The sequence below is a fragment of the Pseudoalteromonas luteoviolacea genome, assembly GCF_001750165.1.
Taxonomy (GTDB): Bacteria; Pseudomonadota; Gammaproteobacteria; order Enterobacterales; family Alteromonadaceae; genus Pseudoalteromonas; species Pseudoalteromonas luteoviolacea_G.
In genome coordinates this window covers 2,585,267-2,609,307 of the sequence record NZ_CP015411.1, presented here as the reverse complement: position 1 = coordinate 2,609,307, position 24,041 = coordinate 2,585,267, and the positions used below count along the sequence as shown (strand labels likewise).

The following is a 24,041-nucleotide window of genomic DNA, read 5'->3' as shown; positions in this document are numbered from 1 at the left end:
TGTAATGCGCTTAAATGGTGTTCAGCGCCTACTAGAAACGGGACTTATTGTCAGCACGGCTGCGGCAATTTTTACTCTCTGTGCCTTAATTTCCTTTGATCCTGCCGATCCGGCATGGACACAGGCTGGTGAGTACGTCAAAGTGAATAATATAACCGGCGCTGCAGGGGCGTGGGTTGCTGATATATTGCTGGTCACGTTTGGATGGTTGGCATTTTTGGTGCCGGCTGCCATGCAGCTATTTGGCTACTTAATATTTAAGAAGCCACACAAAATATTACAGCTAGATTACACAACCCTAGGATTGAGAATTATCGGGGCAACGCTGTTTATTGCTTCTTCTAGTGCGATAAGCAGTATCAATTTTGACGATATTTATACCTTTTCCTCTGGTGGTATTGTTGGGCATGTCGTCGCAAGCGCTATGATGCCGGCGTTTAATTTTACCGGTACCTCTATTTTACTTCTATGTTTTTTCTTTGCGGGCATTACCTTATTAACAGGTGTCTCTTGGGTCGAGGCAGTTGATTATTTAGGTGCAAAAGTGGTTCAACTTGTTAAGTTTTTATTCAAAAAGATTACGGCTAAAGAGTCACCATCTGCAGCGCAAACTCTTGCAGAAGATACAACGGAAATACTAGAGGTCGAGCCTCAATTGCATAATGCAGCTGAAGATAACATTAAAGTTGAGCGCGCTCAAAAAGAGCCTGATGTAGTGAGTCCAGAAGTTAACATTCCTGAAAACCAAGAGGCGGAGCAACCATTAAAGCTTAAAGATAAATTATTTTCCGTGGTTGGCCGTAAAGAAGCAAAACCTCAAGAACAACCCAAAGTTATAGAGCCTGTATTTGAACAAAAGCAGGAGTTTGATGATGCAGTTTCGGCAGATGTTTTTGATGAGCTAGACCATATCCTCGAGCAAGAAATTAATTTCTCAGCTATTGACGATGAATCTCTTGATACGGTGGCAGCACTAAATGCTTTAGATGATGCAGCGATAAAAGAGGAGCCAGTTACTAAGGTGGTATCGCCTGCAAGGCCAATTAAGAAGCATCCGCAAGAGGCGCAGCAGAAGCCTGCATATCAGCCACCGCCATCAGCTAAAGAGCAGTTTGAAGCGTTGCTTGAAGCTCAGCCGCCTCAAGATCCGCTACCGTCTCTTGACCTATTAGATAGACCTGATAAAGCGAAGAACCCTATCACTAAAGAAGAGTTAGATTCGGTTTCTCGCCTTGTTGAAGTTAAGTTATTGGACTTTAACATTCAAGCTGCAGTTGTGGGTGTTTACCCAGGTCCAGTCGTTACGCGTTTTGAGCTTGACCTTGCGCCTGGTATTAAAGTGGCCAAAATTACTGGCCTTGCGAAAGATTTGGCTCGTTCACTGTCAGCCGTTAGCGTGCGTGTTGTTGAAGTGATCCCTGGTAAAACTTATGTCGGATTAGAATTACCTAATAAAAATCGTGAAATCGTGAGGCTTTCAGAGGTCATTAACGCACCTAAGTTTGAACAAAATGCTTCGCCACTAACCATGGTTTTAGGTAAAGACATCGCAGGCGAGCCAGTTGTGGCTGATCTTGCAAAAATGCCCCATTTACTTGTCGCAGGTACTACTGGTTCGGGTAAGTCAGTTGGCGTTAATGTTATGATATTAAGCTTACTCTATAAGTCACCGCCAGAAGACGTTCGTATGATCATGATAGACCCTAAAATGTTGGAGCTATCGGTCTATGAAGGTATTCCACACTTGCTGTGTGAAGTTGTGACAGATATGAAAGAAGCCGCTAATGCGCTTAGATGGTGCGTTGGTGAAATGGAACGTCGTTACAAACTAATGTCTGCTCTAGGTGTCAGGAATTTAAAGGGCTACAACCAAAAAGTGACCGAAGCCAAAGAAGCAGGGCATCCGATTTTAGATCCATTATTTAAAGATACGGATGGGATGGCCGATGGACCTGAGGAGCTAGATAAACTTCCGAGTATTGTGGTCGTCATCGATGAATTTGCTGACATGATGATGATTGTTGGTAAAAAAGTGGAAGAGCTCATTGCGCGAATCGCCCAAAAAGCTCGTGCAGCGGGGATACACCTTGTATTAGCGACACAAAGGCCATCAGTTGATGTTATCACAGGTCTGATTAAGGCAAATATTCCGACGCGAATGGCGTTCCAAGTTTCAAGTAAAATTGACTCTCGTACCATACTAGATCAGCAAGGTGCAGAGAACCTATTAGGTATGGGTGACATGCTTTATTTACCCCCTGGCACGAGTGTACCGATCCGTGTTCATGGTGCGTTTGTAGATGATCATGAAGTACATGCCGTTGTGAATGATTGGAAAGCACGTGGTAAGCCAAACTACGTTGAAGATATCCTATGTGGTGAAGCGACCGAAGAAATTTTATTACCTGGGGAGCAGCCTGAAGGTGCTGATGATGAATCTGATCCGCTATATGATGAAGCCGTCGGATTTGTGATTGAGACTGGTAAGGTATCTGTTTCAAGCGTACAACGTAAATTAAGGGTGGGTTACAACCGCGCAGCACGCTTAGTTGAACAGATGGAGATGTCCGGGGTAGTTAGCGCACCAGGTCATAATGGTGCCAGAGAAGTATTAGTACCGAAAGGTGGAGCAAATTAAAATGAAGTTTAAAACCATAGCCTTAGTACTAGGTTTAAGTTGTGGCCTTATGTCACAAAGTTTTGCTGGGGATGCAGAGTCTCTTAAGGCAAAGCTAAAGTCTCTAAATACATTTAAAGCAAATTTCACGCAACAAGTGAAGGATGAAGAAGGTACATTATTACAAGATGGGACTGGCAATATTGCGCTAAAGTACCCTTCAAAAATTCGTTGGCAGCAGTTAGAACCTGATGAAACGTTGTTAGTGTCTGATGGTGATAAGACCTTTTATTTCGATAGTTTTGCTGAACAAGTAACTGTTATGAATACAGCCGGCTTGATAGACACCACTCCATTTGTGTTGTTGACGACACAAGATAAGTCTCAGTGGGCAAAATATGATGTCAGTAAAACAACGGTTGGCTATCGTGTATCGCCAAAGCCTGACGTCGAATCACAAGTTGAGCAGTTAGATATTGTGTTTGAAAGCGCAGGACTTGCCATTGATTCGCTCAGCATCAAAGATGCTTCAGGCCAGATCTCAACATTTAAATTTGCCGATGCAAAAACGAATCTAGAAATGGACGATAAGTCCTTTACCTTCAAAATTCCGCATGGAGTGGTCATAGACGACCAGACAACTGGTGAGTAATCTAGGTTTTGATTTTGCCCCAGATGTTAGACCTTTGGCCGCTAGAATGCGGCCAAAGTCGTTACAGGGCTATATTGGTCAAACACATATCATTGAAAAAGACTCTGTACTATATCGAGCCATAGAGCAAGGGCGATGCCACAGCTTGATTTTATGGGGCCCACCAGGGGTTGGAAAAACCACATTAGCGGAAATTATTGCAAATCATGCCGATGCGGAACTTGCTAAGTTATCAGCAGTGACAGCAGGTGTGAAAGAAATACGTGAAGTTGTTCTAGAGGCTAAAAGCCGATTATCACAATCTGGTAGGCGCACCTTACTTTTTGTTGACGAGGTCCACCGTTTTAATAAATCACAGCAAGATGCTTTTTTACCCCACATAGAAGATGGTACGTTTGTATTCATTGGTGCCACTACTGAAAACCCTTCATTTGCTCTCAATAATGCCGTACTGTCTCGCGCTCGGGTTTATACTTTAAAACCATTAACGCAGGAAGAGTTGCTTTTTACATTGCAAAACGCCATTGACAAAGATGAGCAACTCAGCCAGATAACGATTCATATTGAGCACGAAGCGTTATGTGCAATAGCTCAGGCGGCAGATGGGGATGCTAGAAAAGCACTCAATTTATTAGAGCAATCGGTTGACCTTGGCCATCGTATAGGTAATGACATTAAAATTGACAGTGATGTTCTTACACAAATTTTACCAACTCACTTAGCCAAGTATGATAAAGGCGGTGATATTTATTATGATTTGATTTCTGCATTTCACAAGTCGGTTCGTGGTAGCAATCCAGATGCTGCACTGTATTGGTATTGCCGTATCCTAGTGGGCGGTGGCGACCCTCTTTATGTCGCAAGGCGTTTACTGGCGATCGCCAGTGAAGATATTGGAAATGCCGATCCAAGAGCACTTCAGGTCGCGTTAAACGCATGGGATATTTTTCATAGAGTCGGTCCGGCTGAAGGTGAGCGTGCGATTGCGCAGGCAACAATTTACCTGGCAAGTGCAGCCAAGAGTAATGCGGTATACACGGCGTTTAAGCAAGCGAAACGTGATGCCGCAACTGATGGCGATTTACCAGTTCCTGAGCATTTGCGCAATGCGCCGACTCAGTTGATGAAAGAAATGGGTTTTGGCGCTGAATATCGCTATGCGCATGATGAACCCGGTGCTTATGCGGCAGGTGAAAACTATTTTCCAGAAGCAGTAGAAGATAGACAATATTATTTCCCAACTGATCGCGGATTAGAGAAGCAAATTAAAGAAAAACTCAGTTATTTAAAAAGCCTTGATAGTACAAGTGTTCAACAAAGGTATGGTAAAAAATCAGGTAAAACGTAAATGGAAGTGCTTAAAACTTATCTAATGATTGCTATTGGTGGCGCATTTGGTGCTTGCTTACGATTTTTTATTAGCGATATTGTGTTAAAACTCATGGGTAAGGGATTCCCTTTTGGTACATTGACCGTTAATATTCTTGGTTCATTGTTGATGGGCATTCTTTACGGATTAATCGAAAAGCAAATAATTGCAATTTCTCCTGCCAAAGCGTTGATAGGAGTCGGCTTTTTAGGTGCTTTGACGACATTTTCAACATTTTCCATGGACAGCCTTTTGTTGTTACAACAAGGGCAGTTTGTGAAGGTGGCACTGAATATAGCGTTGAATGTCGTCGTATGTATATTTATGGCCTGGATAGGTCTTTGCTTAGTCATGCAAAAAGGTTAAAAGAACAAACATGTTAGATCCAAAGTATTTAAGACAGGACATCGAAGAAGCTGCTGCGCGCTTAAAAAAACGTGGCTTCGAGTTAGATGTTGAAGCAGTTAATGCGCTTGAAGAGCAGCGCAAGACGTTACAAACAAAAACTCAAGAATTACAAAGTGAGCGTAACAGTCGATCCAAAGCGATTGGTCAGGCTAAAGCAAAAGGTGAAGACGTTCAGCCACTGCTTGATGCAGTTGCTAACCTTGGAGACCAATTATCTGCGGCTAAAGCTGAACAAGATAAAATTCTAGCTCAACTGCAAGACTTAGCATCCACATTACCAAACTTACCTGCTGAAGATGTGCCAGAAGGCGCTGATGAAGATGATAATGTTGAAGTGTCTAAGTGGGGTGAGCCTAAACAGTACGACTTTGAAGTGAAAGATCACGTTGATTTAGGTGAAGCACTGGATAAAGGCCTTGATTTTGAAACTGGTGTTAAGCTGAGTGGTTCGCGCTTTACTGTTATGCGTGGCGGTGTTGCTCGTATGCACCGTGCACTTGTACAATTTATGCTTGATACTCACACTGACAAAAATGGCTACACAGAAATGTATGTGCCGTATTTAGTGAACAAAGCAAGTTTATATGGCACTGGCCAGTTACCTAAATTTGCTGCGGATTTATTCCACACTGAAGTACTTGAAGAAGATCAGGATGGATACAGCTTAATTCCGACAGCGGAAGTACCTCTAACTAACTGCGCACGTGATGAAATTTTCGATGAGAAAGAGCTGCCGATAAAAATGACTGCTCATACTCCTTGTTTCCGAAGTGAAGCGGGTAGTTATGGTCGTGATACTCGTGGCCTTATTCGCCAGCATCAGTTCGACAAGGTTGAATTAGTTCAACTTGTGAAACCTGAAGATTCAATGGCTGCACTTGAAGAGCTTACAGGCAGTGCCGAAGGCATTCTTCAAGCATTGGAACTACCGTACAGAAAAGTTGTGTTATGTACTGGTGATATGGGCTTCGGAGCTGCGAAAACGTATGACTTAGAAGTATGGCTTCCTGCACAAAACACGTATCGTGAGATTTCATCTTGTTCTAACATGCAAGACTTCCAAGCACGACGCATGCAGGCACGTTTCCGTCGCGCAGGAGAGAAGAAGCCTGAGCTACTTCACACGTTGAATGGTTCTGGCCTTGCTGTAGGTCGTACACTTGTTGCAGTATTAGAAAATTATCAACAAGAAGATGGTTCTATTATCGTACCAGAGGTACTGAAGCCATACATGGGTGGTTTAGAAGTCCTTAAGTAATTGACCCAAGTGATTGATATCAGGCCGCTATCTAGCGGCCTTTTTTATGACAAAATAATGAATGTTTTTTTACTTCGAATTTGGTTTTAATAATTCTTTAATGTTGTTTTTTTAAATTAAATTTACTTAAATGTTTTTTTATTTGAATAAAGATTGCAAATAAAAAATTCACAAAAAGTTCTTATCGACTCTCTGTTGCAAGTGCTTTCAAACTATGATTTATTAGAACTTAAGGTTTGGCCATTCCTTCTGAATAAGTCTTGCACGCTTTTTTAACAAAGCGAGTAGGGGTCTTATTGTTACCATTATTGCAAAATTGATATTTGATTCTATCCAAGATAGTTAGGCAGGTATTGCACGTCAAAAACAGTGAACCATATTTTTCAAATCAAAGAGGTTGTAAGGGCTTTTGGATATCACGAGAAATGAGGTTGCAAATTACAGTTGCGTTAACTATTTATTAAATGTGGATGTCGGTAAGACGAAGCAATCAAAAATTTGAAGGTGAGGAATTTACCTATGAAGAGACAGAAAAGAGACCGTTTAGAAAGAGCACACTCACAGGGATTTAAAGCAGGTTTAGCGGGGCGGTCTAAAGATTTATGTCCATATCAACAAATTGAGCACAGATCAGAATGGTTAGGTGGCTGGCGAGAGGCCATAGACAATCGCAATATGTTTAAAACATAAAACAGAGTCAACAGAAACGAATTGAAAGAATAAAGCCCCGAAAGGGGCTTATTTGTTTTAAAGCACTAGATTAGAATGCGCTTGTATCTTGGAATAGACCTACTTTCAGATCTTTTGCTTCGTAGATTACACGACCATCAACTTCAACGACGCCGTCAGCAAGGCCCATAAATAGCTTACGCTTGATAACACGCTTCATGTCTACACGGTAAGTTACCTTTTTAGCAGTAGGCAGAATCTGACCAGTAAATTTAACTTCACCTACGCCCAATGCACGGCCAAGACCTGGGCCACCTGACCAGCCTAGGAAAAAGCCAACAATTTGCCACATCGCGTCTAAACCAAGGCAGCCAGGCATTACTGGGTCACCTCTGAAATGGCAGTCGAAGAACCAAAGATCAGGGTTGATGTCTAACTCAGCAATGATTTGACCTTTACCAAATTCACCACCATCCTCGTTAATTTCAACGATACGATCCATCATTAACATGTTGTCGATTGGTAGACGGCAGTTGTTTTCACCAAACATTTTGCCTTCAGCACAAAGGATTAGTTCTTCTTTTGTATAGCTATTTTTAGGTTCCATAGTATTCAATCTTTATTTTTTAATTGCGGGTACTCTAGCGTACAGTTGTACGCTAAACAACTCTGAACAGTTAAATTTTTATCTCAACAATACGTCAGAAAGATTAAAATCAATTCTCTTTATGAATTACGCGATTTTTAATTGAAAAAACTTTATAATCAGTTTGTTTGTTAGTAATTTAATGGAAATTTATGATCCTTTTTGTAGATGCCTTGACGGTAATAGACTTTTCTTACTTGTGTGCTAAGCGCGGAGCTGTTGGAGAGAGTTGGATTGTTGATATGACACTTCATGGTCAACTCAATGAAGAATCAATGGTTTTAGACTTTGCAAAAGTAAAAAAACAAATCAAAGCAATTATTGATAATACAATAGATCATAAATTGGCCATACCTTCAGCGCTAAATTGTCAGCTTAAAAGTGATGATGGCCGAACGTCTTTTGACTACGAATTTAACGGTCATCACTTAGCAATGAACGCTCCTGATGAGGCTGTTTGTTTAGTCGAAGGTGATAAAATTGATGAAGAGTCAGTGATTGCCTTTTTGAAGCAGCAAATCTTACCTAAGATGCCTGATAATGTGAAAGACATTGAAATCACATTGCGTCCAGAGGAAACGAGCAGTTTCTATTATCATTATAGCCATGGCCTAAAGAAGCATGATGGCAACTGTCAGCGTATAATTCACGGTCATCGTTCTTTAATCGGTATTTTCTTTGATGGCGTGAGTATGCCAAGAATGCAAAAAGAGTGGTCTCAAAAGTGGGAAGACATTTACTTAGGCACGCAAGAAGATTTAATTGAGCATGCTCAATTAAAGTATGTGTCGGCAAAAGATGATGACTATTCATTTGCGTATGAATCATCTCAAGGCTACTTTGAAATGTGTATTAGCCAAGCTCGTTGTGACATTTTACCTTGTGACACAACAGTCGAGTGCATTGCAGAATACCTCGCAAATGAAATTAAAAAAGACAATCCAGACAAAGAAGTCAAAGTAAGGGCTTATGAAGGTGTGGGTAAAGGAGCGATTGCGTATGCGTAAACTGCTGCTTGCTCTTAGTGCATGTTTTGCGTTGAGTGCACAAGCAATTGAATTAAAAGGGCACTTAACTCAAGGGGGCATGGTGAAAGGCCACCTTGAGGGTATAAAATCCGTGTCTTTCAACGGGAAAGAGCTCGATATTACACCTGATGGTCAATTTGTGTTTGGGTTTGGGCGAGATGCTAAACCTGAACACACTCTCACTTGGGTAGATAGGAACGACAAACTACACACTAAAAGCTTTCTAATTACGAGTCGTGAATACGATATTGACCGCATCACGGGTGTTGCCAAAAAGTATGTATCGCCTCCAAAAGAAGTACTTCAGCGCATTCGTAATGATTCGGCTAAAGTTGGTGCTGCAAGAGCGAAGAGTAGTAAATTAGAATTTTTTGATATGCCGGTTTATCGGCCTGCGAAAGGTCGAATTTCAGGTGTGTATGGTAGTCAGAGATATTTTAACGGCGAGCCTAGGCGGCCACATTTCGGCTTAGATATCGCCAATAAAACGGGTACGCCTATTTGGGCTCCATTGTCTGGTAAGGTTGTGCTTGCAGAGGACGATCTTTACTACAGTGGCGGCACACTTATTTTGGACCATGGTTATGGTATAACCTCTACATACATTCATATGAGCAAGTTACATGTGAAAGTCGGGGATATGGTTTCCACCGGTGATGTTATCGGTGATATTGGGGCAACTGGCAGAGTAACAGGGCCGCATCTAGATTGGCGTTTCAATTGGTTTGGTGAAAGGCTGGACCCTGAATTACTTATGATTGATAAACTAGCAAACAAAAGCAGTAAATAATGACAGAACAACATAAAGACGCAATCATCGCGAAGCGTATTGAAGAATCAACAACCTCAGTAACTAAAACAGTTTTCCCAGGCAGAACTAACCACCACAATACCTTATTTGGTGGCGATGCATTAGCGTGGATGGATGAAGTTGCATTTATCGCGGCAACGCGTTTTTGTCGCAAGCCTCTGGTAACAATTTCGTCAGATCGTGTGGATTTTAAAGAAGCTATTCCTGCTGGTACTTTTGCCGAGTTGGTTTCTAAGGTGGTTCATGTTGGTAACACGAGCCTAAAAGTAGAAGTACAAATCTTCTTAGAAACGATGCATAAAGATGATAAGCACTTAGCTATTTCAGGCAACTTTACATTCGTGGCTGTAGATGACAATCACAGACCGACGCCAGTTGTTTGTGACAAAATGCTTAATGGCTTCAAATAGCGTTAAATAGTAGGGTTTTACCCTACTGCCTCGCTTTTACCTTAAATACGGATAATTACTTCCTCCAATTTAACACTGACAGTCCTTTAAATAACAAGCCAAAAACAATTGCATGTTTATTTTTCACTTTGGTTGTAACACCTGAAAAGACCAATGTGCCTAGATACTCAAACAACGTATGAGATTGTTAACATGTATATATTACAGGTAGAAATACTCTATATGAGCTTTACTAATAGAGAGTAATTTTGCAGTGTCCGCAAAGCAATTTTTTAATATATTGAAATAAAATAGTTTATCCATAGGTTATTGTTTCGAATCTCTAAGTAGTTTAATTATAAAAACTGGTTACCAATACAATGCCACTGAGTTTTACTTAAACCTAGAGCATGTAACAAAAACTTAATGTGCAGATTTTTCATAGCAATTCTGATATTTGCAAGAAAACCTTTCCCTTTCACTCGCGCTTGAATACACCTATCTGCTTATCGTGATCTACACTTGTCTTTGGCTTTAATATAACAGTAAGGAGCTTGTGATGATTACGATACATAGAGAATATTGCTTGTCAGGGGAAAAAGATTTACACGCCCATATTGAGGTCTTTCCAACAGGTCAACTTGACGTCGATATTGTTGAGCTTCACGAACATCATTCAACTCAATTTGATAACATTAAATATGAGCATACAGGCTCAGACATAGTGATCACTGGAATTGAGGGAGCAACTAGTTGGCATGTTGTTTTAAAAGAACGTGATGCCAGAGAGTTATCACACCTTATTGCTGATGCCAATGAAGAGTATGAAATACTGATGCGAGATTTAGGATAGAGCGATAGGCTATGTTCATCTTATGATGCTCATGAATCGGCACTTTTCTGGATCACTTTAGAAGTGATGAAGGGTGCCTTAAATTGGTCAGGGCTAGTAATTTACAACATAGGTTTGCTTTGTCATAACGGATTAAATTCCTCCATATCCGGCTAATCAAGTATAACCCTCATTAGAGTAAACTCAGCCAACTTGACGAGGTGTGTCAAACATCATTGGTGTTTAAACGACCTGAATAAGTGAAATATTTTCAACGAACAAGAACATTTTTATATTAAATAGACTTAACCGCTCTTGGAATGTTCCAAAATGTGCAGTAATTTTCTTTCATTCAATATATAATTTCCTTTTTTGAAATAAAAGTCGACTTAGTTTATTTATACAGGCATAGGCTTAAGTAGGTGTTTTGGGTTGTAGTGTATGCCTGGTTCTGTATTCTTTTTAATTTTGATCATTGGTACTGTGCACCACTGGATTGGCTACAAGCTGATACTGAGTGAGGAGGCATTGAGACGTTTAGAGCCACAGCGTTTATTTGGTCGGTTTTGTACAAAAACAGTGCTAACGAATATGTGGCATTTTTCGACAGCGTGCTGGTTTGGTTTTGCTGCTATTATATTTATGTTCTCGGCATTCGAAAACCCTTCTAAGGAAATCACGTTGTTTGTTACTTTAAGCGTATTTTCCTTCAGTGGTTGGTTATGTTCTTGCTCTAAGGATCATAAGGTTATCTATTGGGGGGGGTTTTAGTCATCGCTTCAATTAGCTTTATTGTTGCCAAACACTAATTAGATCTCAGACTCCTCTTAACTAAGCAGTAACTGAGATCTAAACTTAGGTTTTCATTAATTTAGCGTGTAAGGCTCATAGCTCACGGTACTGAATTAATAGAAATAACGGACACCGTTCCATAATGGAGTCTTGCCACCATCTAAGCCAATAAACCTCACTTTACCTTCGATAGCAGATGCAGGGATTGTATATTCGACGGTTTTAGTTGAATCACCATATGCGCCGATATTTATTACATCTACTTTGACATCGTCGAGGTAGATTTCAACAAGTTCTGTATTGGTCACTTCAATGCCTAGTGTTCTGCTAGAAGCGCTCACATCTGTTTCTCTTGACTGTAAAAAGCGAACAGTAGACTTATTAGGTGCTTCGCTTAGTAAGTCTCTTGCAATCGTTTCGAAGTTACCCAAGCCGCCATCTTTGATGCTTTCCAGTGTCTGCGGAACATGTTGGTCGGCCACACAGCCAAAATCTTCAATAATGGCATTTTTATTGTGCCCATGACGAACCATCTGTCTCCATGAAACCGTCATTTCTTGACCATGAGGTAGAGTTTCAAAGTAAGGAGCACCTATATACCGAGAAAACACTGAATGCCTCATCACATTTGCACCGCCCGCGCCTGTACGTTTGTGCTCACCATATACTTTTGCAACACCATTATCCTGTACAGAACAGGTAAAAACATCTCCTGAAGAATAGGTTCTTGCATCCGACCATACGCCAACAGGTTTGTAATATGACTGTCCGAATTCGTTGTTTTGCGCAACGGTAATGTAGCTTGCAGTATCTGTGTATCGCGCATTCGTTCCATTAACATCGGCAAGTACTTTTTGCCAATGCGGTCCAAACGTACTAAAGATTGTTTTGTGCAAAATATCATAGTTGAGTTGGGTGTTGATAAACTTCAACTCCGTAGGTGCGGCAGGCTTAGCAGAAAATAATTGGACTAGTCGGTCTGCATACGTGATAAGACCACCTGGGTTATTTCTCACATCAAATACTAATGCATCGATTTGGGCTAATTCATTGGTTAAAAGTTCGCTGAGTATATTTAGAGATACATCGACTTCACCAACCACACTAAAACGATTTAACTTGATGTAGCCCACTTGCTGACCATCTACTTCTTGGATTGCCCAAGTTACTTGTGGATCTGCTGATGGATTGGTTATGAAAGGGGAGCCTGAATCACTATCCAATTCTGATTTAATGAGTTGATGCTGCGCAGCTTCTATATTTGTACTTTCTTCCAGTAAGTGTGCAACATTTGTATTGCTTGCGTTATTTGTCACTGTAGCAGGTAATCGGGTTATCCACGGAACAGTGGTGGTGTATGTCTCACCGGTTGCATGAGATAAGAATTCGATAGTTACATCGTTGTCTTCTGGCACAAGAGAAACGGCATGGCCTTTACGGGTGATGGCTCTGATAGCTCTGACAAAGCCTGCATCTTTGTTAGCACCGAAACCAACATTTAAATTTTCTTCTACCACTTGATGGATTGGTTTACCATTATAAGAAATAACTTTGTCGCCAACTTCTGGCAATCTGTTGTCTGTGGCATAAGGTAGAAGGCTTTCTAGTAAATTTGAAACGCGTACCTCAGAGTGGCCTAAAACATCTAAGGTTTTGTCAAATTCAAAGGGCAAGTACGACGCATAGCTGCGCACTGGTTGTGGGTGAACGTAAACCAGGTGCAAGTCACGTTGTGCTTTAAATATTTTTGTAAGTCTTGCGTGTAATTGCTCTGTACTCAAAGTGTCCAGTTCGTTAATGACCTTATGAATTTCAGATACTGCATTTACGTGTCCTGTTGGAGAAATACCATAGTAAATATCTTTGGCATACTGATGTACATAAAGGTCTTCTAAAAAGATTCTCGCTTGTTCAACAACAAGTTGTTTCTCTTGTTGTGTATATTCAGGAGATTTGATTTGATCTCTTACTTCAGATAGTAGGGCATAATTGTTTGCAAACACTGAAGAGCTCAGAGCAAGGGCTAGTGTACTAGCTAAAATTGACCTTTTCATTAAAATATCCTTAATTTATTTTTAGTCACATATTTAAAACTTGATTTTATCAAATTAATAACACCTGGTTGTTTTTTTAGTGTTTTTGAACTGACTTTATGAAAATCACAACTTGAATATGTTAATATTTAGAAGTTTGTCTTTGAGTATATAGAGCGATGATGCATTTCGTACTAGACGTGATTAATTTGTCTACAGAGTTATTGTTTAAATGCGAAGCTGTGGCAGTAATAAACAGGTAAATGATTTTGGCCAGTACGAAATTTATTCGTACTGGCTCAGTAATTATACGATTTTAAATGTGCCTTTCATAATTGCGAAGTGACCTGGGAAAGAACAAAAATAGTTGTAGTCTTTATTTTTGCTCATCCCTTTAGTTGAAAAAGTAATTGATGTTGATTCACCACCACCAATCACTGATGTGAATGCGAAAACTCTGGCGTCATCAGGTTTTACATAGCTATTTTTCACGCCAGCCCTCATACCATCAGAAGCGACAGCTTTAACATTTTTCTTTTCAGTTAATACCCAATTGTGACCCATAACGGTTGCTGGCAATTTACCTGTATGCACGAGTGTTAGTTTAACTTCTGCACACTTTTCTGGTACTGATAATGATTTAGCCGAGAATTGCATCATGTCGTTTGATTCAATTGTTAACTCGCAGTCATTGGCCGAAGCTTGAAAAGCTGAAATACAAAGCGCAGCTGCAGCAATTTTATTTATAATTTTCATCGATGTTACTCCTTAATGGAAACTATTCTCATTATCTTAGAAAGTGATTCGCGAGTAAATCACAAATCTATAAAATACTTATATTCAGTTGATCTTGATTAATTTATTGTTGAAATAAGTTACTCACTTAATAGTGAATTTTATAAATAGAAGTTTAGGTTCTGCGGAGTGTGCTCTTTGTTGGTTAGTTTATGGCAGCGGTAGTGTAAAAAAATTCCTAACATTGTTATTTTTTTGAATCTTTCCTGTTTGTATTTAATAAGCGTAGCTTTTTATCAGTTTAATCGCTTAGGTTTGTTTGAAAAGTAAACAATTGCGTATTTATATTTATTGCTTTTTTACTTTTAATGAAAAAAATATGAAATTTTGTAAATAAAAGGTTGTTATCTGAGTTTTGATTGTGTAGGGTGTTTTCAAACAAGGTACAGCTTGCTAACGCAATAGGAATCCACCGCATTGGATGCGGATAAAAATAATAATTAGGAAACAACATGAAAAAGACATTTAAGTTGACATCGGTAGCGTTTGCAGTTGCAGCGCTTTCTGCAACGGTTGCTCAAGCACAAGAAACAAAACAGTACATCTTAAAGCAAAGTGATCTGAGTATCTTTGCTCCTGAGGCGAGTCGTTTTGCTAGAGCAAATATTGCAGAGAGTTTTCACGCTGAACCTGCAGCAGAGGTATTATCTGCAGACACCGATGGTACAGTTGTAACAATGGAGCTAACACCTGATCAAGTTGCAAAACTTAAAGCATCTGGCCAGTATGCGTACATTGAAGAAGATATCGAATATGTTCCTTTTACACAAGATTTTGTGGGTGAAGCATCGCCTTATGGCCTTGCAGAGGTTCAAGCAAACCTTTTACAAGATACTAATGCTGATTTATTTAAAGTGTGTGTTATCGACTCTGGTTATGACTTAGGTCACCCAGATTTACCACAAAATGCGACAGGTTTCACTGACCTCCCTGGCGGTTTAAATTGGTATCAGGATGGCTCCGGTCACGGTACACACGTTGCGGGCACAATCGTTGCGATTGATAATGGCTTTGGTGTAGTCGGTGTGTTACCGAATGATAAAGTTGGTATTCACAATGTCCGTGTTTTTGATAACGACGGCAAGCAAGGTTTAACATCGCGTATTGCTCGTGGAGTTGATAACTGTGTTGAAAACGGCGCTAAAATCATCAACATGAGTTTAGGTGGCGGTAGTCCAAGTCAGTACTTCCAAGATCGTTTGCAAGCAGCTTATGACAAAGGTGTACTTATCATTGCTGCAGCGGGTAATGATGGTAACGCAACGATGAGCTACCCAGCAAGCTACGACACAGTTATGTCGGTAGCAAACATTGATGAAAACCGAGTGAAGAACCCATCTTCACAATATAATGTTCAAGTTGAAATCGCCGCACCAGGTACTGATGTACTTTCAACCGTACCAAGAAGCTCTGGAATTCTTGCAGGTATCACAGCTGGTACTAATTTCGTTAAAGCAGGTGGTATGACGCATTCAGTTGAAGGTACAGTGAGCGCCGAGTTAGTTGATTGCGGTCAAGGCCTATCAGCATGTGCAGCGACGCAAAGTATCTGTTTAATCGAGCGCGGTGGTGCATCATTCAAAGTAAAAGCAGAAAATTGTGAAGCGGGCGGTGGTGTAGCTGCAATTATTTATAACAATGCTTCTGGTGAGTTCGGCGGCACTTTAGGTGATGCAAATCATGGCTTAACGATTCCAGTACTGTCATTGTCTCAAGAAGCTGGTACAGCATTAAAAACTTCGGTTGGTAGTACAGTAGAAGTAGAACTCAATGCAGTGCTTGATTATGGTCTTAAGTCTGGTACTTCAATGGCGAGCCCACACGTTGCTGGTGTTGCCGCATTGGTTTGGAGTCAGCATCCAAGTTGTACAAACGTCGATATTCGTAATGCACTTAATGCGACAGCAATTGATTTAGGCACAGTGGGCCGCGATGACGAATATGGTTACGGTTTAGTTCAAGCGAAAGCTGCCTCAGACTACCTTACTGCAAATGGTTGTGGTGGTGCTGTTGATAACCAAGCACCTGTCGCAGATTTTACATTTAGCTGTAGTGCATTAGCATGTGATTTCAATGCAAATTCAAGCCGTGATGCCGATGGTCAAATCGTAAGCTATGACTGGAATATCGGTGGCTCCAGCACAACTGGTGCAACTGTTTCTCATGCGTTTGCAAATGCGGGTGCTTATCAAGTTTCTGTTACGGTAACTGATGATGCTGGTGCAACGCACAGCGTAACTAAGTCTGTAACTGTGACCGATGGTGCAAACAACACAGGATGTATTGGTTTAACTGAGTGGAGTGCAACGAAGACTTACGTTGCTGGTGCTGAAGTGTCTTATAAAGGCAGCAAGTATCGCAGTAACTGGTGGAACAGAGACGCAAATCCAGCTCAAAACTCAAATGTTGGTAATGACTGGAAAGTTTGGACTGACTTAGGTGCGTGTAACTAATTCCTTAAAAACCTTGAGATTAAAGGTGCAAGGCGACAGGTAATGTCGCCTTTTTTCATGTTTGTAATGATGTGTTTAGTCATTTCGATGGCTAATATTGTGACTTCGCTTTAATTCCTCAATAATTGCATTCGCAAGAGGGGAGGCTGAGTTATTTTTTGCGGTGATCAATGAAACCGGAATGGTATACGCGTATTTTTGTGGTGATATTGCCTTTAATATGCCTTTATCAACCCAATAACTTGCGTAGTGTTCGGGTAAGTAACCAATAAATGCGCCTGATAAAATTAAGTGTGCAATCCCTTCATCATGATAAGCCATGGCGGTATTCATGTATTTTAGCCCATCATTTCGGACCTCTTTATCTCGCATATAGTTACTTGAGACAACTTCAGCACTGTTAAGTAGTTTATTGACCTGCGAAGGCTTACAGTCAAATAATGGGTGATCTTTGGCGCAGTATAAATAGTTTTTTTCATCATAAAGGGGAATATACTCTAGGCCACGTAAATGATGTCGACTAACACCTAAGCCCACGAGCGACCGCCCATTGATCACAGAGGTTTCAACCTCTTTTGCTTCACATACATTGATATCAAACTGAATATTGTCGCTTTGTGTTTTGAGTGACGCAATGGCATTTGCTATTCCACAGCGGGGATCACTGGCCATAGTATCAATTACCGCAATGGTTACACGCCCAGATAATTCATTCTTAGAGCTAGCTACAGTCGTTGCAAATGCCTCACATTGTTGCAAAAGTTCTAAAGATGCTTGGTATGTAATGCGACCGGGTTCTGTGAGCTCAAAACCGCCTCGTCCGCGCTTACACAGTTTAATCCCTAACCTGACTTCTAAGTCCGACAGGTGTGAACTAATGGTGGAGCGACCAATGTTTAAGCGAGACTCTGCGGCGGATAGGCCACCAGATTCGACTATGGCCACAAAGATCCGCAAAAGGCGTAGGTCAACGTCATGAACTTGCACAGTTTTTCTCCTAAAAGCAGCACGCTAACTGGCTAAAAAATGGTTGGAATTTAACACTGGACATATTTTAGTAGAAAGTTTGGTAAGGTAACACCATTAAGTTTGATAAAACCGGAATGAATTACGATTATCTATAATTTATAAAACATCATTACAGCGTTAATATTGCGTCATCAAGCACATAGTTGCTTAGGAAAAGCATATATTTAGGAGAATAAGATGACGTTTAGATATGGTGTAGATCGTCTGAACCTTGATATTGTAAACGGCATAGCCGATGGCAGTATTAAAGCAGAGCTTTGTCAGGAAGCATTAGATAAAATTAACAAAAGCCGTCAGCGAGTAGACAAGATGGCTGCCTCTGACAAAGCAGTATATGGTATCAATACTGGTTTTGGTCCACTTTGCGACACGCAAGTTTCCCCTGAAGAAACCAAACTTCTGCAAAAGAACCTATTAATAACACATGCCGTGGGTGTGGGTAATCCAATTGCGAAACCTATCTCTAAGCTAATGCTTATCACTAAAGTACACGCACTTAGCCAAGGCTTTTCAGGCATTCGTCTAGAAGTGGTTGAGCGTATGCTTAAGTTTATTAAACTAGACATTATCCCTGTTGTGCCAGAGCAAGGCTCTGTAGGTGCATCAGGTGATCTTGCGCCGCTTTCTCACTTATTCTTACCCTTATTAGGTGAAGGTGAGTTCTGGGTAGGTGATGAGATCCAGCCAGCAGCTAAAGTACTTGCAGATAACAATTTAGAAGCTATGGACCTTGACTCAAAAGAAGGGCTTGCGCTTATCAATGGTACACAGTTCATCTTATCTCATGCCATTACTGGTTTGACTAAAATGCGATACTTATTAGACCTTGCTGATGTAGCCGGTGCGATGAGTATTGAAGGCATGCAGGGCAGTGAGCAGCCATTTCGTGAAGAACTACATGCTATCCGTGCATTTGAAGGTAACATTGCAGTTGCAAAACGTATGCGCCGTTTATTCAAAGATTCACAGAATATGGCCGATCACGAAGAGTGTGATCGCGTTCAAGACCCATATTCACTCAGATGTATTCCGCAAGTGCACGGTGCATCACGCAACGCATTTAACCACTTAAAAGAGCTTGCTGAGACAGAAATGAACTCAGTGACAGACAACCCAATTGTTATCAGTGAAGAAGAAGCCATATCTGGTGGTAGCTTCCATGGTCAGCCTCTAGCAATGGTACTTGATTACGCATCAATTGCAGCTGCTGAGCTTGGTAATATCTCTGATCGTCGTTGTTATTTGCTACTTGAAGGCCTACACGGGCTACCTCGACTGCTCACCACATCAGGTGGTCTAAACTCAGGTATGATGATCCCTCAGTATACGACTGCGGCCTTGGTAACAGAAAACAAATCTCTATGTTTCCCACCGTCTGCTGACAGTGTTCCGACGTCGATGGGTCAAGAAGACCATGTATCAATGGGCAGTATTTCAGGTCGTAAATTCAACCAAATCTTGGGTAACCTTGAAAAGATTTTTGCAATTGAGCTGATGTATGCAGCGCAGGCTGTTGATTTTAGACGTCCGAATACATGTTCAGATATTATTGAACAGAATCACGCTTTGATCCGTACAAAGGTCGCGAAACTTGAAGAAGACAGACTACTTAAGCCAGACATCGATGCTATGGTTGAGTTTGTTAAGTCACAAGCATTTACGGTTACAGTGAACTAAGGAAATCCGACATGAATTTTCAAGAACAAATAAAGCAGGGTATCCCTAGCGAATTGCCTGAAGCAAAGCCATATCCAGCTGGGGCAAACCGCGCGCCAAAGCGTAAAGACATTTTAAGCCCAGAAGAAAAACAGCTAGCGGTAAGAAATGCGCTGCGTTATTTCCCAAAAGCGTGGCATAAAGAACTTGCTACTGAATTTGTACAAGAGTTAAAAGATTTTGGTCGTATTTATATGTACCGTTTTAAGCCTAATTATGAGCTTAAAGCGCGTTCAATCTCAGACTATCCAGCCAAATGCGAGCAAGCTGCGGCAATCATGTTGATGATTGACAACAACTTAGATCCGGCAGTGGCGCAGCATCCAGAAGAGCTTATCACTTACGGTGGTAATGGTGCAGTATTCCAAAACTGGGCACAATACCTACTTGCAATGAAGTACCTGAGTGAAATGGAAGAAGACCAAACACTTCACATGTACTCAGGCCATCCGATGGGATTATTCCCGTCATCAAAAGATGCGCCTCGTGTTGTCGTAACGAACGGTATGATGATCCCGAACTACTCTCAGCCAGATGACTGGGAAAAGTTTAATGCGTTAGGTGTAACACAGTACGGCCAGATGACGGCGGGTTCTTTCATGTATATTGGTCCTCAGGGCATTGTACACGGAACAACCATCACGGTAATGAACGCATTCCGTAAAGTACTTGAAAAAGGCGACAGTCCAAAAGGTAAGATCTTCTTAACAGCAGGTCTTGGAGGCATGAGTGGTGCACAGCCTAAAGCAGGTAACATCGCTAACTGCATTACAGTATGCGCAGAGGTAAACCCTAAAGCTGCGATTAAACGTCACGAGCAAGGTTGGGTTGATGAATTAGTCGACAATATGCCTGATTTGGTTGCACGTGTTAAAAAAGCGCAAGCTGATGAAGAGGTGGTGTCTATTGCATTCATCGGTAACATCGTTGATGTATGGGAGTCTTTCCTAGCAGAAGATATTTTTGTACACCTTGGCTCTGATCAAACATCGCTCCATAACCCGTGGTCAGGTGGTTACTACCCAGTTGGGATCAGCTATGAAGAGTCAAACCGCTTAATTCGTGAAGAGCCAGAAGTATTCAAAGAAAAAGTACAAGCGACGCTTAAGCGCCACGCTGACGCTGTCAACAAACATACAGCCAAAGGTACATACTTCTTCGATTACGGTAACGCATTCTTACTTGAGTCTTCACGCGCTGGTGGCGATGTGATGGCCGAAAATGGTATCGATTTTAAATATCCGTCTTATGTTCAGGATATTTTAGGTCCAATGTGTTTTGACTATGGCTTTGGTCCATTCCGTTGGGTGTGTACATCAGGCAAACCTGAAGATTTAGACAAGACGGACGCCATTGCTGCAAAAGTGCTTGAAGAAATCATGGCTGAGTCACCAGAAGAAATTCAGCAGCAGATGCAAGACAACATTACTTGGATCAAAGACGCAAAAGAAAACAAGTTGGTTGTTGGTTCACAAGCACGTATTCTTTACGCAGATGCTGAAGGCCGTATCAAGATTGCCAAAGCATTCAACGATGCCATTGAGCGTGGTGAAATTGGTCCTGTTGTGCTTGGCCGTGACCACCACGATGTATCTGGTACTGATTCACCATTCCGTGAAACATCTAACATTTACGATGGTAGCCGCTTCACGGCTGACATGGCGATCCACAATGTTATTGGTGATGGTTTCCGAGGCGCTACTTGGGTATCAATTCACAACGGCGGCGGTGTTGGCTGGGGTGAAGTTATCAATGGTGGTTTTGGTATGTTGTTAGATGGGTCAAGCGATGCTGAGCGTCGACTAGAATCTATGCTGCTATTTGATGTAAACAATGGTATCGCACGTCGTAGCTGGGCGCGTAACGAAGAAGCTAATTTCGCAATTAAACGTGAAATGGCCAGAACGCCAAAATTGAAAGTCACACTTTCGAATAACGTGGATGATGATATTTTAGATAATTTATCTCTGTAACCATAATTTAATAGAGAGCTTGAGGCAATCTTAAGCTCTCCTTTTTGCTTAAAAAAACCTCCGTCTAGCCAAAAATACACATTTGTATGGCCTCAGCTACATACTTTTCGACCACACACGTGCGAGCGAACGCTCATTTATCGTACGAGTTAATCTAGTTATTAAGCATTTAACTAAGAAAATATTCTAATGACTTTTACCTAATAATAACGTACTGGTTTTGTAACTAAATGAGAAAGATTATTCTCATTTTATGCTGATGTGTTAAATCTGCTCAAATTAAATACATTTTCTAATTTAGAAGTTCAAAAAAACGGTATAATAAAGAATTATAAATCCATGTTTTCGATCAAAAAAGTATATTTTTTCATTAAATCAAGGTTTTTAAGAATTAAAAAACCTGATATTGTGTCCGTGTTGAATGTAACTAACCAAAGGAAATTATAATGTTACTTAAACTAAGCAAAAAGAAAGTGAAAAACTTAAGCGCGTCTAAAAAGTCGTTAAATAACCAGCAAACCCCTCAGATTGGAGGTGGTTTTGGTGATACTTTAGGGTGCCTTCCAACTGTTAAATGCCCAGTTTCTTGGCAGTGTTATTCAGACGACTGCTAACGGAAAAACAAGCGTTGCTTGTGTTTTAAAATATCCTTAACCCTTGTCGTAGGTCTTAATTGACCTACTTTCAAATCTAAAAAATATCCTTCATAACAGCAAAATAGATAATGAGTGTATATTCTTCAATTTGGCGCTAAGTTAATTGTAAGAGTGTATTTATCGGATTAGCATTATTAAATAAGCGCTTCAAAACAGTCATAAAATAAAGGAATAGTCATGATAAAAAGCCAGATAAAAAATGTGGTGTTTGACATAGGGAATGTGGTTGTACGCTGGTCGCCACAGGAAATAATTAAGCTGACATTTCCAGAGTTAAGTTCGTGTGAGCAGTTGGCTCATTCAGTGTTTGGTTCAGAAATTTGGCTAGATATTAATAAAGGCATTGTCACTGAGCATGAGACTCAATCTAGGTACCAACGAGAATTTGACTTCAGCGCACAAGATACCGAGCGACTTTTTTACTACATAAAACAAACGCAAATTTTACTATATCAATCTACAGAACTGATCCAGCGGGTCAAACAAGCAGGTTATGGTGTATATGCGTTAACAGATAATGTCCATGAAACAGTTGAATTTTTGAAAACTACCTATGATTTTTGGGGTTTGTTTGATGGCGCTATCGTATCGGCTGAACTAGGTATACTAAAGCCGCAACCTGATATATATCATGCATTAATGGCACGGTATGGGTTAATTGCACAAGAAACCGTGTTTTTAGATGACATGCCTCACAATGTCGCTGGTGCAAAAGCGGTTGGCATGGAGGCAATTCAATTTGAAAGTGTACAACAAGGCGAATCTGCACTTAAATCTTTGGGTTTAGTATTGTAAGTTAGGTAAGAGCTTAGTTTCGTATTGAGCGTTGGAAAAGCAAAGGAGGCGCGATAGAGGAATGAATGAAAATTAGGACGATTGAAGAAAAGGACTGGAACTGTATTTTAGACATTCAGGAAAAGTCTTACCAAGAGGTTGGTATCGAGGACTTAGCGGTTCTAAAAAGTAAAAATGACGCTTCACCAGACACTTGCTTTGTATGTGTATCAAACGATGGAGAAATATTTGGGTATGTGTTAGCTCATCCATGGTGTGGTGTTGCTCCTCCAAAATTATTTGAGTCTTTACCTTATATCGAAAATTGTGACCACTTGTATCTTCATGATATGGCCATAAGCCCTCATTCAAAAGGAAAGGGAGTGGGTCGGGCGTTAGCCTCAAAATTGATAGACGTGGCTAAAAATAAAAGCATGACTAAAATAAGCTTGGTAGCGGTGCAAGGCTCGCAAACCTTTTGGACCAGAGTTGGATTCAAAGAAGTAAAAGGTGTTGAAGTGTGCTCAAGTTATGGCGAACAAGCAGTTCTAATGGAGAATGTGCTTAATCCACAAGAATCAACAATAGTTTGATAAATATTTATGTCCAGCAAGCAATAAACTCAGTAACTTAAATAAACATTCAGCCCGATGATTGTTCATGTGCCTGTTATTTTTAAACTAGAAGTGGGGCTTAATTGAAGCTTGGCATTACTGTTAGTTAAAACAGCGGCTAGCGCATCTCGGAGTTTCAAAAAAATCAGATTGTGAGTCTTTAATTTATGAAATTGAGATGCCTTTAAAAGAGTTCGAGAGTGCAGTAATGATAGATGTGTCAGATGCGCTGAAACTTTATAGTAAGCCTTCTGAGTTGCTTGATATTGCGAAAAGTAATGACTGGCTGCAAGCATGTTTATCGGTAAAAAAGCGGGTTGAGCTTTTTCAGGATCGGTAATTTTATAGAATTATCAGTAATTCATTATCGACAGTGATAGATTGCTAATCGAATTTTAATCTAGAAACGTCTTATTCAGTATATGAATTATTATGAAAATAAGACTTAAGCAGGGCTGCGAGCTATTCTGGTGTGATATTTATGGAGTTAGTTATATCTGAAATTAGATAGCCCAAAATAGATCATA

At 40.6% G+C, this 24,041-nt stretch carries 22 protein-coding genes; 18 read left to right on the top strand and 4 right to left on the bottom strand.

Going from position 1 to position 24,041, the window contains the following annotated elements; genetic code table 11:
- Positions 1–4: 4 nt before the first annotated feature.
- The 6 genes from S4054249_RS11070 (at position 5) to rmf (ending at position 6,994) form a co-directional block, all read left to right on the top strand.
- Positions 5–2,638: a DNA translocase FtsK gene (locus S4054249_RS11070; protein ID WP_046355552.1), complete on the top strand. Its 2,634-nt coding sequence runs from the start codon at positions 5–7 to the stop codon at positions 2,636–2,638.
- Position 2,639: 1 nt separating this feature from the next.
- Positions 2,640–3,269: an outer membrane lipoprotein chaperone LolA gene (gene lolA, locus S4054249_RS11065; RefSeq protein WP_046355551.1), complete on the top strand. Its 630-nt coding sequence runs from the start codon at positions 2,640–2,642 to the stop codon at positions 3,267–3,269.
- Positions 3,262–4,617 carry a replication-associated recombination protein A gene (locus S4054249_RS11060; RefSeq protein ID WP_046355550.1) on the top strand — a complete coding sequence of 452 codons (1,356 nt, stop codon included), beginning with the start codon at positions 3,262–3,264 and terminating at the stop codon, positions 4,615–4,617. The genes lolA and S4054249_RS11060 overlap by 8 nt, the downstream gene beginning before the upstream one ends.
- A gap of 6 nt (positions 4,618–4,623) precedes the next feature.
- Positions 4,624–5,004 (top strand): fluoride efflux transporter CrcB, encoded by a 381-nt coding sequence (gene crcB / locus S4054249_RS11055; protein ID WP_046355604.1) that lies wholly within the window; start codon positions 4,624–4,626, stop codon positions 5,002–5,004.
- Positions 5,005–5,014: 10 nt separating this feature from the next.
- Positions 5,015–6,304: a serine--tRNA ligase gene (gene serS, locus S4054249_RS11050; protein ID WP_046355549.1), complete on the top strand. Its 1,290-nt coding sequence runs from the start codon at positions 5,015–5,017 to the stop codon at positions 6,302–6,304.
- 519 nt (positions 6,305–6,823) lie between these two features.
- A complete protein-coding gene (gene rmf / locus S4054249_RS11045; RefSeq protein ID WP_023398857.1) occupies positions 6,824–6,994 on the top strand; it encodes a ribosome modulation factor in 171 nt (56 codons plus the stop codon).
- 70 nt (positions 6,995–7,064) lie between these two features.
- Here the strand turns inward: rmf and fabA are convergent, their stop codons facing one another.
- Positions 7,065–7,580 carry a bifunctional 3-hydroxydecanoyl-ACP dehydratase/trans-2-decenoyl-ACP isomerase gene (gene fabA / locus S4054249_RS11040; RefSeq protein ID WP_046355548.1) on the bottom strand — a complete coding sequence of 172 codons (516 nt, stop codon included), beginning with the start codon at positions 7,578–7,580 and terminating at the stop codon, positions 7,065–7,067.
- A 191-nt stretch (positions 7,581–7,771) separates the two neighbouring features.
- On the opposite strand from fabA, the gene S4054249_RS11035 reads away from it, so the two are divergent.
- The 5 genes from S4054249_RS11035 (at position 7,772) to S4054249_RS11015 (ending at position 11,450) form a co-directional block, all read left to right on the top strand.
- Positions 7,772–8,626, top strand: a complete 855-nt coding sequence (locus S4054249_RS11035; RefSeq protein WP_046355547.1) for a 6-carboxytetrahydropterin synthase — start codon at positions 7,772–7,774, stop codon at positions 8,624–8,626.
- Positions 8,619–9,437, top strand: coding sequence for a M23 family metallopeptidase (locus S4054249_RS11030; protein ID WP_046355546.1), 819 nt, complete (start codon positions 8,619–8,621; stop codon positions 9,435–9,437). Before S4054249_RS11035 ends, S4054249_RS11030 begins: the two co-directional genes overlap by 8 nt.
- The gene (locus S4054249_RS11025) at positions 9,437–9,868 is read left to right on the top strand and encodes an acyl-CoA thioesterase (protein WP_046355545.1); all 432 of its coding nucleotides are present in this window, start codon (positions 9,437–9,439) and stop codon (positions 9,866–9,868) included. The genes S4054249_RS11030 and S4054249_RS11025 overlap by 1 nt, the downstream gene beginning before the upstream one ends.
- Positions 9,869–10,406: 538 nt before the next feature.
- Positions 10,407–10,700, top strand: coding sequence for a hypothetical protein (locus S4054249_RS11020; protein WP_046355544.1), 294 nt, complete (start codon positions 10,407–10,409; stop codon positions 10,698–10,700).
- A gap of 420 nt (positions 10,701–11,120) precedes the next feature.
- Positions 11,121–11,450, top strand: coding sequence for a hypothetical protein (locus S4054249_RS11015; RefSeq protein ID WP_046355543.1), 330 nt, complete (start codon positions 11,121–11,123; stop codon positions 11,448–11,450).
- Between the two features lie 134 nt (positions 11,451–11,584).
- Here the strand turns inward: S4054249_RS11015 and S4054249_RS11010 are convergent, their stop codons facing one another.
- Positions 11,585–13,525 carry a S41 family peptidase gene (locus S4054249_RS11010; RefSeq protein WP_046355542.1) on the bottom strand — a complete coding sequence of 647 codons (1,941 nt, stop codon included), beginning with the start codon at positions 13,523–13,525 and terminating at the stop codon, positions 11,585–11,587.
- Positions 13,526–13,810: 285 nt separating this feature from the next.
- Complete coding sequence (gene azu / locus S4054249_RS11005; RefSeq protein WP_046355541.1) at positions 13,811–14,260, bottom strand: azurin; 450 nt, start codon at positions 14,258–14,260, stop codon at positions 13,811–13,813.
- 491 nt (positions 14,261–14,751) lie between these two features.
- On the opposite strand from azu, the gene S4054249_RS10995 reads away from it, so the two are divergent.
- Positions 14,752–16,752 carry a S8 family serine peptidase gene (locus S4054249_RS10995; protein WP_046355539.1) on the top strand — a complete coding sequence of 667 codons (2,001 nt, stop codon included), beginning with the start codon at positions 14,752–14,754 and terminating at the stop codon, positions 16,750–16,752.
- 75 nt (positions 16,753–16,827) lie between these two features.
- Here the strand turns inward: S4054249_RS10995 and S4054249_RS10990 are convergent, their stop codons facing one another.
- On the bottom strand, positions 16,828–17,739 hold the full coding sequence (locus S4054249_RS10990; RefSeq protein WP_046355538.1) for a LysR family transcriptional regulator: 912 nt from the start codon (positions 17,737–17,739) through the stop codon (positions 16,828–16,830).
- Between the two features lie 219 nt (positions 17,740–17,958).
- Between S4054249_RS10990 and hutH the strand changes: the two genes are divergently transcribed.
- The 6 genes from hutH to S4054249_RS26575 all read left to right on the top strand — a co-directional run bounded on the left by hutH (position 17,959) and on the right by S4054249_RS26575 (position 23,854).
- The gene (gene hutH / locus S4054249_RS10985; RefSeq protein ID WP_046355537.1) at positions 17,959–19,458 is read left to right on the top strand and encodes a histidine ammonia-lyase; all 1,500 of its coding nucleotides are present in this window, start codon (positions 17,959–17,961) and stop codon (positions 19,456–19,458) included.
- A gap of 11 nt (positions 19,459–19,469) precedes the next feature.
- Positions 19,470–21,470: a urocanate hydratase gene (locus tag S4054249_RS10980; protein ID WP_046355536.1), complete on the top strand. Its 2,001-nt coding sequence runs from the start codon at positions 19,470–19,472 to the stop codon at positions 21,468–21,470.
- A 446-nt stretch (positions 21,471–21,916) separates the two neighbouring features.
- Positions 21,917–22,084, top strand: coding sequence for a hypothetical protein (locus S4054249_RS26580; protein WP_155401371.1), 168 nt, complete (start codon positions 21,917–21,919; stop codon positions 22,082–22,084).
- 219 nt (positions 22,085–22,303) lie between these two features.
- On the top strand, positions 22,304–22,921 hold the full coding sequence (locus S4054249_RS10975) for an HAD family hydrolase (RefSeq protein WP_046355535.1): 618 nt from the start codon (positions 22,304–22,306) through the stop codon (positions 22,919–22,921).
- A gap of 65 nt (positions 22,922–22,986) precedes the next feature.
- Positions 22,987–23,493: a GNAT family N-acetyltransferase gene (locus S4054249_RS10970; protein ID WP_046355534.1), complete on the top strand. Its 507-nt coding sequence runs from the start codon at positions 22,987–22,989 to the stop codon at positions 23,491–23,493.
- Between the two features lie 199 nt (positions 23,494–23,692).
- Entirely contained in the window at positions 23,693–23,854 is a 162-nt protein-coding gene (locus tag S4054249_RS26575) for a hypothetical protein (RefSeq protein WP_155401370.1), read from the top strand.
- Positions 23,855–24,041 lie beyond the last annotated feature (187 nt).